General features: G+C 39.2%; 10 protein-coding genes. 8 read left to right on the top strand and 2 right to left on the bottom strand.

Annotated features, from left to right (window positions below; translation table 11 throughout):
• The first annotated feature begins 29 nt into the window (after window positions 1–29).
• The 4 genes from IPU53_RS09845 (at window position 30) to IPU53_RS09830 (ending at window position 5718) form a co-directional block, all read left to right on the top strand.
• Window positions 30–1496, top strand: a complete 1467-nt coding sequence (locus IPU53_RS09845; protein WP_207450285.1) for an arylsulfatase — start codon at window positions 30–32, stop codon at window positions 1494–1496.
• 149 nt (window positions 1497–1645) lie between these two features.
• Complete coding sequence (locus IPU53_RS09840; RefSeq protein ID WP_207450283.1) at window positions 1646–3037, top strand: sulfatase family protein; 1392 nt, start codon at window positions 1646–1648, stop codon at window positions 3035–3037.
• A 129-nt stretch (window positions 3038–3166) separates the two neighbouring features.
• A complete protein-coding gene (locus IPU53_RS09835) occupies window positions 3167–4567 on the top strand; it encodes a sulfatase-like hydrolase/transferase (protein WP_207450281.1) in 1401 nt (466 codons plus the stop codon).
• Between the two features lie 53 nt (window positions 4568–4620).
• A complete protein-coding gene (locus IPU53_RS09830; protein ID WP_207450279.1) occupies window positions 4621–5718 on the top strand; it encodes a mandelate racemase/muconate lactonizing enzyme family protein in 1098 nt (365 codons plus the stop codon).
• A 192-nt stretch (window positions 5719–5910) separates the two neighbouring features.
• On the opposite strand, the gene IPU53_RS09825 is transcribed toward IPU53_RS09830, so the two are convergent.
• Both IPU53_RS09825 and IPU53_RS09820 read right to left on the bottom strand, forming a co-directional pair.
• Window positions 5911–6681, bottom strand: a complete 771-nt coding sequence (locus IPU53_RS09825; RefSeq protein ID WP_207450278.1) for a YibE/F family protein — start codon at window positions 6679–6681, stop codon at window positions 5911–5913.
• Window positions 6678–7814 carry a YibE/F family protein gene (locus IPU53_RS09820; RefSeq protein WP_207450277.1) on the bottom strand — a complete coding sequence of 379 codons (1137 nt, stop codon included), beginning with the start codon at window positions 7812–7814 and terminating at the stop codon, window positions 6678–6680. The genes IPU53_RS09825 and IPU53_RS09820 overlap by 4 nt, the downstream gene beginning before the upstream one ends.
• Window positions 7815–8086: 272 nt before the next feature.
• Here IPU53_RS09820 and IPU53_RS09815 point away from each other — a divergent pair, with 272 nt between their 5' ends.
• The 4 genes from IPU53_RS09815 (at window position 8087) to IPU53_RS09800 (ending at window position 13678) form a co-directional block, all read left to right on the top strand.
• A complete protein-coding gene (locus IPU53_RS09815; RefSeq protein ID WP_207450276.1) occupies window positions 8087–10183 on the top strand; it encodes a phosphodiester glycosidase family protein in 2097 nt (698 codons plus the stop codon).
• Window positions 10184–10216: 33 nt separating this feature from the next.
• Window positions 10217–11038 carry an amidohydrolase family protein gene (locus IPU53_RS09810; protein WP_207450275.1) on the top strand — a complete coding sequence of 274 codons (822 nt, stop codon included), beginning with the start codon at window positions 10217–10219 and terminating at the stop codon, window positions 11036–11038.
• A 313-nt stretch (window positions 11039–11351) separates the two neighbouring features.
• Window positions 11352–12650, top strand: a complete 1299-nt coding sequence (locus IPU53_RS09805) for an ABC transporter substrate-binding protein (RefSeq protein ID WP_207450274.1) — start codon at window positions 11352–11354, stop codon at window positions 12648–12650.
• Window positions 12651–13498: 848 nt separating this feature from the next.
• Window positions 13499–13678 carry a hypothetical protein gene (locus IPU53_RS09800; protein WP_207450273.1) on the top strand — a complete coding sequence of 60 codons (180 nt, stop codon included), beginning with the start codon at window positions 13499–13501 and terminating at the stop codon, window positions 13676–13678.
• Window positions 13679–13883 lie beyond the last annotated feature (205 nt).

The raw sequence follows: 13883 nt of genomic DNA, 5'->3' as shown, positions 1-13883 counted from the left end.
ACCCCGACGAATAAAAGGAGAGAAAACAGTTGAAAAATTATAATGTCTTATTTATTATGACAGACCAACAACGTGGCGATTGCATAGGTGTTAATGATAATCCAGTGATAGAGACACCGAATCTGGATTGGTTAGCATCTGAGGGGGTGAATTTTTCCAATGCTTACACGCCTAGTCCATCTTGTGTCCCTGCAAGAGCTGCTTTACTAACCGGGATGGATCCGTGGAATACTGGGGTATTAGGGATGGGAGCGGGACAGAAGCCAATGGGCGTGGGATTTCCTCATACTCTACCAGGGGAATTATCGGCTGCGGGTTATCATACTCAACTAGTTGGCAAAGGGCATTTTTATCCACAAAGAGCTTTAAATGGTTTTCATCATACGGTTTTAGATGAATCTGGCCGGGAAGAAGATCCTGGTTTTACATCAGATTATAAGAAATGGTTTAATCAGCATAAGGATGGAGATTACGGAATAATCGATCATGGCGTAAATTGGAATTCATGGATGGCAAGGCCTTATCATGCGCCAGAACATCTTCATCCGACAAATTGGACGGTGAACGAGTCACTAGATTTTTTACAGAAACGTGATCCTAGTAAACCATTTTTTCTGATGACCTCTTTTGCCAGACCACATTCTCCTTATGATCCACCAAAATACTATTTTGATATGTACCATCATAAGGAATTGCCAAAACCATTTTCGGGAGACTGGAATTTGATTTACGGACCTAAACAGAAAGCTCTAGATCCGGACGCTTGGAGAGGCATGCGGAGTGAAGAGGAAACACAGCGTGCGCGAGCGGGATATTATGGATCTATTACCCATATAGATCATCAGATTGGTAGACTATTATTTTATCTCCGGAAGACAGGACAATGGGATAATACTTTGGTTATTTTCACTTCTGATCATGGTGATATGTTAGGCGATCATAGTCTTTGGAGGAAAACATACGCTTATGAAGGATCCGCTAAAATCCCACTGATTATCAAGCTTCCCAAGTCAATCGAGCGAAAAGGAGAAAGAGTGGATCAAGCAGTGCAGCTACAAGACTTGATGCCGACCATACTGGATACATTGGAAATAGATATTCCTGACTCTGTTGATGGAATAAGTTTAAAAGGTTTGCTGCAGGGAGATCAAGAGTTTTCTAGAAAGTATATTCACGGAGAGCACAGTGCTTGTTATGCAGAAGCGCAAGAAACACAATATTTGACTGATGGCAAAATAAAATATATTTGGTTGCCGAGGTTAAATAGGGAACAATTATTTGATCTTCAGTGCGATCCACAAGAGAGTAACGATTTAGCTAATCACAAAGAGTATCAAGCTTTATTACAAAAATGGAGAAGCCGGATGGTCAAAGTGTTAGAACCTAGGAAGGCAGGGCTAACGGATGGAGATAAGCTTGTAAACCAAGCTGGTAAAGCGCCATTGATTTCCCCGAAATATCAAGAGAGATATGAAAAATCCAAATATAAATGGTGATAGGCCAAATTCTATATATTTTCCATGATCGAGATAAGGAGTAACCCTATCAAGTTGACGGATCGATGTGAAATCATGCTTTAACCACGGTAGTGTGAAATGCCGATTTAATCTTACATTAAGGATGTATTATTTTTAGGAGTGAAGTCATGAGGAAACCCAATATTTTGTTTATAATGACTGATCAATTTCGGTGGGATGGATTGGGGAAAATTTCCCCATGGATGAACACTCCCGCCTTAAATAGAATAGCAGAAGAGGGAGTTCTATTTACAAATTGCATAACAAATTCTCCTGTATGTGTTCCTGCCCGTATTTCCTTAGCCACTGGATTATATCCTCATAATACAGGAGTATGGTCTTATGTAGACTATGATATGGAAAAGGGGACCCCTACTTGGATGAAGGCTATTCAGGAAGCAGGATACAGGACAAGTATTTTTGGTAAATCTCATCTCCATCGACATAAGGGAGATTTGCGAGATAGAGAATATTTAATGAAATCTTATGGGTTTGAGGACATTTATGAAATTGCTGGTCCAAGGGCGAACAGGTTGGCTAAAAGTTATATGACAGAAGAATGGGAGAAAAAAGGTTTATTAAGTGGGTATATAGATGATTTTGAGGAACGGTTTTTAAATAAAGAATATGTAGTAAGACCATCACCTCTTCCTTTAGAAGATTATGCTGATGTCCATATTGCACAAAAAGCAAAAAAATATTTGCAAGAATATAACGATACGAGACCATGGTTTTGCATGTTGAGTTTTGGCGGTCCACATGAGCCATGGGATACTCCGGAGCCATATGCAAGTATGTATGATCCTCAGTCGATGCCATCAGCAATTCCTAGACCTTTATCTAAGGGGGAGAGGAGTTCCAAGGGGTATCTAGATGACTTAATGGCAACCCCACGCAATTCTCCGCCATTAACAGAAGAGGAAATAAGTAGATTACGAGCGGATTATGCAGGTAATATATCATTAATTGATGAACAAATTGGTGGAATATTGGAAGTACTTGAGCAAAGGCAGCAGCTTGATCACACTGTTATCGTATTTACCTCAGATCACGGAGAAATGTTGGGTGATTATGGATTGCTATATAAGGAAAACTTTCTAAAAGGATCGGTGAATATTCCCCTTATGGTTCGCACACCTTATACAAAACAACAGAACGATTTGCGAACTGTTTACAATGGTGTGGTAGAATTAAATGATATCGGACCTACTCTGGTAGATTTAGCAGGTGGAAATTTAAAGCATCTACAATTTGGAAAATCTTTGATTCCTGTTTTGGATAATCAGAAAATAAGTCACCGAAACTCAGCTTTCTCTGAAATTAATGGTGAAGTAATGCTATTGACAGATGAGTGGAAAATTGCACTAAATAAAAATGGAGAATGTTATCTTCTTTTCAATGTTAGGGAGGATCCAGATGAACAAGTAAATTTAGCAGCTTCTTATTCGATGAAAGAGGTAATTGCTACTCTAAAAGAGATGATCTTACAGAGGATTTTATCTAGTCAAATAATATTTTGATTTTTTCTTGTCTTCCCAAAAAATATATAATCATTTGGAATCCGATATTCTAGTTTTTCAAGTTTGGAAAATGCTGAATGCGAATATAAATTTAAAAGAAATATATGGATACGAGGTGTGACTGAAAGGATGAAGAAGAAAATAATCAACAAACCAAATATTGTTTTTATTCTTAGTGATGATCAAGGAGCATGGGCACTTGGCAGTGCTGGGAATCATGAAATTCGTACTCCGCATTTAGATCATTTGGCTAAGGAGGGTATGCGTTTTTCTAATTTCTTTTGTACATCCCCTGTCTGTTCTCCCGCTCGGGCGTCCTTGCTGACAGGAAGAATCCCTTCCCAGCATGGGGTTCAAGACTGGATTAGAGAAGGGAATGTGGGAGAGGAAGCCATCGAATATTTGCAAGGTCAGAAAGCGTATACGGAATTTTTGGCTGAAAATCATTATGTATGTGGGTTAAGTGGAAAATGGCATTTAGGCGATAGCGTCAACCCGCAAAAAGGGTTTCAGCATTGGTTTGTCCATCAAAGGGGAGGTGGACCGTATTATAATGCTCCAATGATTCGAAACGGAGAATTGGTCCATGAAGCTGGTTATCTAACAGATGTGATTACAGATGATGCACTTGAATTTTTAGATCATCAAGATGGGGAACAACCTTTTTATCTAAGTGTTCATTATACGGCTCCTCACGATCCTTGGATCAATAGTCATCCGCAGGAAATTGTTGATTCATATGATGATTGCTCATTCGACTCCATTCCAAACGAACCGAAACACGACTGGCAAATTAACACGGCTCCTTGGGCAGATAATCGAAAGGAAAATTTAAAAGGCTATTTTGCTGCTGTCACGGCTATGGATGAGAATATTGGTAGAATCATAGAAAAAATTGAAACAATGGGCATCCGCGAAAATACACTTATTTGTTTTCTCAGTGATAATGGATTTAATTGCGGACATCATGGCATATGGGGGAAAGGGAATGGGACTTTCCCGCAAAATATGTATGATACTTCCGTAAAAGTTCCAGCAATTTTCTCACAGCCAGGGCTTATCCCAGAAGATAAAGTGTGCGAGGAATTGGTAAGTGGTTATGATTTTATGCCAACAATATTGGACTATGTTGGTATAGAAAACACCGAAGCAAACAAACTTCCTGGAAAAAGCTTTTACGGCTTATTAAAAGGGGGGCAAGCGGAGGCCCATGACCATGTTGTCATTTATGATGAATATGGACCAGTACGGATGATCCGAACGAAAGACTGGAAGTATATCCATCGTTATCCTTATGGACCGCATGAATTATATCATTTAGAGAAAGACCCGGATGAAAAAGAGAATCTAGTTGAAAATCCAGCCTGCGAAAATATCTTAATAGATATGAAAGGGAAACTGGAAAAATGGTTTGTTCAATATGTCGACCCTGCTTTTGACGGAACCCATGAAGCTGTCAAAGGCTATGGCCAGCTCCATTTAGTTGGTCCTGCGGGGAAAGGAAATCCAGCTTTTCGTGAAAAACCTTAAGGTAAACGAATACCAGATGATTTGTCAATTAATTATAAAGGCGGTGCTTGAAAATGAAAATAACCAAGGTTGAAACCTATTTATTGGATATTCCACTAAAGCAACGAGCGATCACAGATTCCCAAACAAGATTGGAATCAGTTGAATTTGTTGCGATACGAGTGGATACAGACGAAGGCATAAGCGGATGGGGATTTAACTGGAATTACACTAAGGGAACGCGAGCTGTTCAAGCAATTATTGATGATACGTATGCACCAAAACTTATTGGAAAAGACCCACTTATGTACAAAACACTTTTACGCGATCTTCACTATACCAATCATTTTATCGGACAAGTTGGGGTCACCCGTGTTGCTCTATGTGCAGTGGAACTAGCCCTCTGGGATATAAAACTAAAAGTAGCCAACCTGCCTTTATGGAAATATCTAGGTCCAGTTAAGGATAGAGTGAAGGCTTATAACACTGATGGTGGTTGGCTCCAAGTTACGACTGATCAACTTATTAAAGACATGCTCACTCTAGTGGAACGTGGTTATGATGCTGTAAAGATGAAATTAGGATTGCCTGATCCAAGAGAAGATTTTAAACGAGTCAAAGCGGTACGTAAAGCGATTGGCGATGATATAAAATTAATGGTTGATGTTAATACCGTTTGGGATTTAAAGACATCGAAAGTATGGGGGCGAAAATTGGAGGAATTAGATGTCTATTGGTTAGAAGAGCCGATGAATCCTTTCGATAAAAAAGCGCATGCAGAACTTGCACATTCGCTGGATTTACCGATTGCCATTGGGGAAACAGTCTATACAAAATACGATTTTCGGGATTATATTGAAATGGGCGCGGTCGATATTGTGCAAGCGGATGCGACAAAACTATCAGGAATCGACGAATGGCTGGATGTAGCGGCTCTTGCTCGTTGCTATAATTTAGAGGTGATCCCTCACACCAATGTTCAGCAGAAATTACACGCTCAATTGGCTGCTGCGACCCCGAATGTACCAATGGTCGAGCATTGTTATGAATCGATTGCGGACATTTGGGAAGATCCGATAAAAGTCGTGAATGGCTACTACACCTTACCGGAAGAACCCGGACTGGGCTGTAAATTAACGGATAAAATTTTGACAGAGTGTCGAATCGGATAAAGTGAAAGTTCAATTAGTGTGGATTCGGGATTCCCTCTGCAAACGGGCACAGTTGTTGAGGAAGCACTGTGCCTGATTTGGCTCAAGATTGTTAGAAGTAATTTAAAATTGAAGAGAGCCCGTTAATGCGGGATAAAGAGAAAACTCGGGTAATTGTAAGGTGCCCGAGTTTTTCAATTTATCAGTAGAAAGTTATTCTGCGACTTTGTCCCGAGTTTTCGTCAAGTAATAGGCGTTAAGCCAAGAGGCAATGGGGATAATTAAGGCAATACCAATACCAGAGCAAAAAATCGTGATCATTTCGTCACTAAATATTTTTGAATTGATAATTTCACTTAAAGAATAGGATAAGTCTTTAAACCATAAAAGCAAGGCAAGATAACCTCCGAAGAAGGCGAAAAATAATGTATTTGTATTGGTTCCTAAAATATCTCTTCCAATACTTAATCCAGAACGAAATAAATCTTTTCTGCTAATGGATGGGTGGTGAAGGAAAATTTCCCGCATCGGAGAAGTAATGGAGATGGCTACATCTGTAATGGCGCCGATAGTACTCATAATAATCACAGAGGCACCTATTTTGACAAAATCCACACCAATATAAAGAGAAAACATTCCTAATTCTTCCATTTCTTCCTCACCAAAGCCTTGAATCATCGATCTTTCAGATAAAATCGTAATGAAAACAATCAGAATCACAATCGTAATGATGGTGGCAATAAACGCAGTTGTCGTTTTACTATTCACCTCATTTATGAAAAACAGATTTATACAACTGATCACTGTACATCCGATCAATGTTAAAATAATCGGATTCGCACTTGGAGCCGTCATAAATAGGACAATCAGGAGGATCACAGCAAAATTTAAGAATAAAGACAGAAAAGATCTAGCGCCTTTTTTTCCACCGATCAGAATCATTAGAACGCCTAAAATGATAGCTAACCATAAGAAAACATTCATAAGTTTCTCCTCTTTCGTTGAACGAAATAAATGGACACATATAAACCAATCGGAATCGCTAATACGATCCCAATCCCGCCTGCCAAAGCTCGTGCTAGTTCCAATGAAAGATTCATAGAAAGGGAAAAGCCTAATGGTGAGGCGTTTTTTAAATATAAAATCAGCATTGGAATCGTACCACTAATATAGGCAAAAAATAGAATATTGGTCATCGTTCCCATAATATCCTTCCCAATATCTAAGCCGGAATTTTTCAAAGCTTTTACAGAAATATCGTTATTTTGCTCATATAAAGCAAAGATGGAGGCTGACATTGTAATCGCCACATCCATGACAGCACCTAAAGATCCAACAAATAGCCCAGCCATAAATACCATTTGGTAAGGGCGAGTTAAGAACTGCATTTCTTCATAGCGTAATCCGTTTTCGTTCGTTAACCACAGCACTATATAGGTGATGAAGAGCGAAAGAAGGGTGGCGAATAAGGTTGCAATAATAGCGGCATATGTTTTTTCATTAAAACCATTCACAAGTAACAATGAAATGGCTGTAAATAAAACGGCAGCCACTCCACATATCCAGACTAAACTGATATTAGGGTGCTGGATATATATATCCAAAGCATAGGAGAGCAACAGCGCGTTAACAGCCAAACTGATAATCGAAAACAATCCCTGCCTTTTTCCGACAATCAGCAAGATAAAGATAAACACCCATGCGGCGAATAAAATATAATGATCACGCTTTACATCCTGGATACTACCAGTAAGCTTTTGATTTTCGGTCAGGTTATGATCAATGGAAACAAATAATTCATTGCCCACACGATAAGGCTGGTCATAAGCACCGGAAATTGAATACTCATTGGTTAAATGGATGAGCTGTCCCTTTTCCTTTCCGTTTTTTAATTCTGCAATTATATGTTGTGTCGTGAGTTTGTCATGATTATCATTCATATCTATCAAATCAGTGGTCTCGACATGCTCGACCTCGATCACTTTTGCAATTGGTCGTTCAAACAAAGAGTGATTATGTTGAACAAATATAATGGAGGCAACAAAACAAAGAATTAACAGCGTATAAAACACCAATTTTTTAGGTGATATTGGTATCCTATTTAAAATGGCTCTCAAAGCATAACCTCCAGTATTATTTCTAGTATCATTTTATAAGAATAGAAGAACCATATACAATGGAGCTAGAATAACAATGATATATTCATTGGTCAAGTAGCAGGGAAGGATAGGGGGATTGATGAAAGAGGAAGATTATAGGAAGCTACTATAGTAAAATAAAGTGAAACTTCAATCACTGGGTTTTTTTCGACGCAGAGGATGTGCTAGTGCAGACGCGGAGGAATTATTGCCCGTTAATGCGGGATAAATAGCGGTAAGAGGGTGTGGAAATGCAGAATGTTAACCAAACTAAGATACAGACGATAGCTCCGGGCGTCAGACAGTTTTCAGAAGAGGTTTATAGTATTTCTGGCAAACAACATCTTCATATCATTGAAGCTAAGCTAGAAGCAGATAAAATTCGCTTTGAAGCTGGATTAACTTATGGAAACGTTGTAGGGATGCAAAAAGCAACGGAGCAGGCGGCCGCTGTTAATCGTTCAGAACATCGCATTGTTGCAGGAATCAATGCAGACTTTTATGATATGTCGAATGGTTTACCCGCTAATTTGATTGTTCATCAAGGGCAAATATTAACATCATCAAATGGGCGTACGGCGATAGGATTTAAGAAAGACGGTACAGCTGTAATTGGCACTCCAAATTTATCAATCACTGTAAAGGTCAATGATCAAGTACAGCAGCTCCCCTGTCCGATCGCATTGAACAAACAGCTGTTAGATTATCCACTTGTTTTATATACAAATGTTTTTGGTGAAATAAATGTAACCGTCGACAACGCAGTAAAGATTATTGTCGATACGACCAATGATGTGATCCAATCAGGGCAGTCTGTAGGAGGTCGAATTCAACATATTGTTGAAGAAGCAAGTATTACTTTAACGGAAGGGCAATTGCTCCTTGCAGGCCATGGGAGAGTTCGAGAATGGTTACAATCTATAAAAGCAGGAGACAAAGTAGAATTAGCTTTTACTTTTTCAGATGATTGGATGAATGTACAAGAAGCAGTTGGTGGGAATCATCTTCTGATTGATAAGGGGATGCTCATGAAGGAAACAATACCTTCAGATACGGGCATAGCACCTAGAACAGCTGTTGGAATAAAAGAGGATGGGACTGTTCTACTTATCGTAGTCGATGGTCGAAAAACGGGTTATAGTGTAGGTGTTTCGCTTAAAGAGCTAGCGGAGCTAATGCTTGCATATGGTGTTTATTCTGCCGTTAATCTTGATGGTGGAGGATCTTCAACAATGTTGGCTAGATTACCAGGTGAGCAAACACCGATCATAATCAATCAACCATCTGATGGGGCAGAAAGGGATGTGGCTAACACTCTTCTTCTTGTAAACTGTCAGAAAGAAGGAGAGTTAAAGAAACTTTTTGTTTATCCCGCAGAACTTGCCATCCTAGCAGGAAGTTCGTTTACTTTTAAAGTTAGAGGCACAGATGCTTTTTATCATGCCAAACAGATAACAGATAAGGTGGTGTGGTCCGTTGATAGCCATATTGGAGAAATGAATAGCAGCGGCTATTTTAAAGCTGGTTTCAAGCCAGGAAATGGAATGGTGTCAGCAAAGATAAATGGTGTCAAAAGTGGTGTTAGTAAAATTGAGGTAGTTGATACATGTACGAAACTCGCTTTCTTACAATCCGAGCTAACGGTTGAGCCAAAATCTGTATACCAAATAGGAGTGGAAGCCTATCATAAAGGGGGAAAGCTAATATTCGATCCCCTTTTATTGGAGTGGACATTCGATGGAACTGTGGGGGAGATCCATCCGGGAGGGAAATTCATTGTTTTCGATGAAAAGGGAAGTGGAAGCATTACGGTTCGCTATGGAGATATGTCCGCATCGCTAAAAGTTGAAGTCGGGAAAGAGCCCCATCTTATCGAGGATTTTGAAAATGGGGCAAATCATTGGGCTATAAAAGGTGACCGCTATACAGCCATTCATATGCGGTTAGCATCTGGACCTGATGACCCTATTCGTTTTGGGCATCATGCCTTAAGAATCGATTATAATTTTTTAAATCAAAAAGGGATATCAGGTGTCTATGTTACCCCGAAAAGAAGTATTGAATTGGAAGGGTATCCAGATAAAATAGGAATGTGGATTTATGGAGATGGACATGGTCACTGGTTAAGGGGACAATTACGAGATGGACATAGTCAGTTATTTTCCATCGATTATACGGAGAAGGAAATGGGGGTTTCATGGACAGGGTGGAAATATGTCGAGGCAAAAATACCGAAAGACCGGATTCTGCCTTTAAAAATGGAAGCACCTTTTCGGTATATGGCGACAAAGGGAGAGAATAAGACGACTGGAACATTATATATTGATCAAATCCGCTTGATTTATTAGAATACTTTTCAAATAGATATGGAGGTTACAGAAATGAGATTGGATGCCCATCAGCACTATTGGCAGCTAGAAAATCAGTGGACAAATTGGCCGACGGAGGATTTGCAAGCGATTTATAAAGACTTTTTACCAGAGAATTTAGCAGCACATTTGAAAAAACATCAGATCAAGCAATCAATCGTTGTGCAAGCAGCACCAACAGAGGAAGAGACAAAGTTTTTATTGGAACTAGCCGATAAAAATCAGACGATTGCGGGTGTTGTTGGCTGGCTTGATTTAGCCGACCCGTCATTTCCAGAACGATTCTTTCATTATAAGCAGCAAGCGAAATTTATTGGCATTCGTCCCATGTTACAGGATCTGTCAGATGACCGCTGGATTCTTCACCCAGATGTAAAAAGTAATCTAAAGATTTTAATTGAGGATGATTTTCCGATCGATCTCTTAATTTATCCGAAACACCTTCCTTCCATAATCGAATTATTATCAGAATTTCCGGGATTGCGTGCGGTGGTAAATCATTGTGCCAAGCCAAATATTAAAGATCAAGAGTGGGCGACATGGGCGGAAGGAATCACTAAGATTGCACAATATCCATCCACAATGTGTAAAATATCGGGGTTAATCACAGAAGCGGATCATCAAACATGGAAGCTAGCGGATCTTAAACCATACATTGAACATGTTTGCCATGTATTTGGGGAGAAACGGGTGATGTTTGGGAGCGATTGGCCTGTATGTCTTTTAGCTGGAACCTATGATGATGTAATTAAAATTGTTGAAGAGACAATACCTCAAGATCACGCAGCTTTTTTTGGTCAGAATGCACACACATTTTATAAATTAGCTAAATAACCAATGTCAACAGGCTTGGTCAGAAAGGCGCGACGGTCTCGTCACGCCTTTGTTATTATCAAGAAATTGAAATTATATTTTGTTGATTGTTTAATATATATGTAATATAGGTTTAAATCCCTCGTTAAATAGGTTAATATAAAATGTAAATGGGGAATTTTAGCATGTATGAGAGGAAATTCCTTATTTATTATCCTCCTGTTCACTGAGAAAATAAAAGTAGACAAGGGAGTTTTGCGAAGGAGGTCATAGAGGAGTTATATAAATGAAAGCGTTTTCTGTTTTGATGAAATGAATAAATAAGGGGGATTAGATGAATAAAAAATTTTGGTTATCTGTTCTCATTATAGGACTTTGTTCGATTATGTTTCTGAGTGGGTGTACGAAAAAAACGGGGAAAGAAAATGAAAACGATGATAAAGTTCACTTGAAGATGCTTATTGCAGTCGATGAAGAAGTCTTTAAAAATCGCTTTAAAGATCAAATTAGTGAGGCTTTTCCTGATATCAATTTAGAGTTGATGGAAGGGAATCCAGCGGATATTAATGGGCTTCAGGAACTATTTGCCAAAGGGGATGTTCCAGATATTATTACTGTTGCTCCCTCTGCTGAATATGTTGAAGATTTGGATTTACTAATGCCGATTGATGAGCTTATTGAAAAACATAAATTTGATTTAGGTATTTTCCGGGAAGGAATTGTAGATGATCTACGCACTTATGATCCCACTGGAGAAGGACATTTATATGGATTGCCGCTAGAAGTCGGAATGACGGCGATGTATTATAATAAAGATATTTTTGATAAGTTTGGAGAAGATTATCCAACTGATGGTATGACCTGGGATGAGGTGGTTGATCTCGCTCGGAAATTGACTGATGAACGTGAGGGGATTCAATACAAAGGTATGCAAATCCTCAATTGGGCGACAAATATCCCTTATAGACAATTGAGTATACCTGGGACCGATCCTGAAACGGGAGAAGTTTTATTCGCAGATGCTCCATTAACGAAACAGTATTTTGATTTATTAGCGAGCATTCGAGATATTCCTGGAATGCAAGAAAAGGATGAAGATAACCCGGATGGATTTCATGAAAACAAACAAAATATTGCTATGTGGATAGCGAATGCTACACATTTGCCACTTATTGCTCCCGTAGATGGCTTTCAATTTGATATGGTTACAACACCAGTTTGGAAGGAGCTTCCTAATATCGGCCCATCAGCTGTTGCTTTATCCTTTAATATTACCAAACACAGTAAGCATCCAGATGAAGCGTTTAAAGTGATGGCTCACTTGGCTAGTCCGGAGGGACAGAAGGTGCTGTCATATGTTGGCAGTCCACCGACAATTGAGGATACGACTATTTTTGACGAATTTGGCGGGCAAATTCTTGATCAATATGAAAGCGACTATAATGCAAGGGCTCCATTTACCCAAAAACTGGCACCTGTTCCACCCTATTCCAAATATGATGAACCTTTAAACGGATTTATGAATGGGAAGGCAAATGAGTTTTTGGAATCAAATGAAGACAGTGTGACATTTATTCGCAAATTGAAAGATGAATACGAAACGATTGTAAAAGAAATGCAAGGAAAAGAGTGATAGAAAAGTAGAATATTCTTTAAAATGCTAAACTGAATGCGAGTCCATTGACGTTGCTATAGGACGTGGTGCTTAGTTGATACTCCTGCACCTATGAAGGGAAAAAGTACCCTTTATAGGTGCAAAAACATTTACTTCCCAGAAAAAGTGATTTATCTCTCATTAACGGGCAGTAACGTCCTATAGTTCTCTAGTATCACAGTTATATATGATAAAAAGCAGACCAAAATACCTAATGATTCATTATGATACACTCATTTTCAATAACCATTAACATTGAACATATTTTGCCTAAAAAGGCATGTATTAGGTAAACGGGCAAAGGCTCAAAAGGTGAGCCGCCCCTCCTCTTATTCCAATAGACTCTCGGCATTTGCCAAGTCTTGTACCAATTTTTTATTTCTCCTCCTACATTTAATAGAGGATATTTCACTTTTTATTCATAATTGCCCCTTCTACATTGAATGAGATCATATCTATCTGCTAGTCACCGTTGATTTCCGTTCCAGGCGGACGCTTTCCGGGGGGGGGGGGGTGCGGTGAGCTTCCTCGTCGCTACGCTCCTGCGGGATCTCACCTGTCACGTTAATCCCCCTGGAGTCGCCGCCTTCCACTCCTCCAATCAACTAAGCTATTCTTTTGCTTCATGGAAAGCCATCTGACAATACCCCGTTCTAACCCATCTTCCTTTTGGACTATTTCCGTAAAATTTTTTTCGTTTTTATACAATGAACCACAATAAAATTTTGTTGCTATCTTTGTCGAAAACACTTGAATTTTTGAAAACACCACAATAATCGCCGGTGAAGGGATTGATTTCCTTCCTAACTGTGATTGAGGTGTTTAGGATGAAACCTGTTTTTGTTCCGCATGAAGCTTATCAAAATTTTGTCATAGAACAACTCCAGAAACACCATTCTGCAGGTATCTTAACGTTGGTCCATAAGGATTGGCCTGTCATCTCCAAATTATGGATTACGGATCTTTCTGAGATGACGACAAAACTACAGGACGTTTACGGAGCCTGAGGACCAGAACCGCGAGATCCTGCATCCATGGTGCGATCTTATCTGCTTTTGATTTTGACGAATCCTACCATGAGTATTACGAATTGGGTGGATGAACTCGTTCGTGTTCCTCTTTATGCCATACTTAGTGGATTTAAACCTGGAAATACGCCGGGTGTTGGCACATTTCACGACTTTTTTATTGTTAAGCGTACTATAAAATTCT

Origin of the sequence: Bacillus sp. SD088, from assembly GCF_017355205.1 — a bacterium.
In the GTDB taxonomy this organism is placed as follows: Bacteria; Bacillota; Bacilli; order Bacillales; family Bacillaceae_C; genus Lederbergia.
This window is presented reverse-complemented; position numbering and strand designations above follow the sequence as displayed.

Bases quoted from the DNA above. Each gene is read 5' to 3' on its own strand.
- IPU53_RS09840 (WP_207450283.1), top strand. From the start codon at position 1,646: ATGAGGAAACCCAATATTTTGTTTATAATGACTGATCAATTTCGGTGG.
- IPU53_RS09835 (WP_207450281.1), top strand. From the start codon at position 3,167: ATGAAGAAGAAAATAATCAACAAACCAAATATTGTTTTTATTCTTAGT.
- IPU53_RS09830 (WP_207450279.1), top strand. From the start codon at position 4,621: ATGAAAATAACCAAGGTTGAAACCTATTTATTGGATATTCCACTAAAG.
- IPU53_RS09825 (WP_207450278.1), bottom strand. From the start codon at position 6,681: ATGAATGTTTTCTTATGGTTAGCTATCATTTTAGGCGTTCTAATGATT.
- IPU53_RS09815 (WP_207450276.1), top strand. From the start codon at position 8,087: ATGCAGAATGTTAACCAAACTAAGATACAGACGATAGCTCCGGGCGTC.
- IPU53_RS09810 (WP_207450275.1), top strand. From the start codon at position 10,217: ATGAGATTGGATGCCCATCAGCACTATTGGCAGCTAGAAAATCAGTGG.
- IPU53_RS09805 (WP_207450274.1), top strand. From the start codon at position 11,352: ATGAATAAAAAATTTTGGTTATCTGTTCTCATTATAGGACTTTGTTCG.
- IPU53_RS09800 (WP_207450273.1), top strand. From the start codon at position 13,499: ATGAAACCTGTTTTTGTTCCGCATGAAGCTTATCAAAATTTTGTCATA.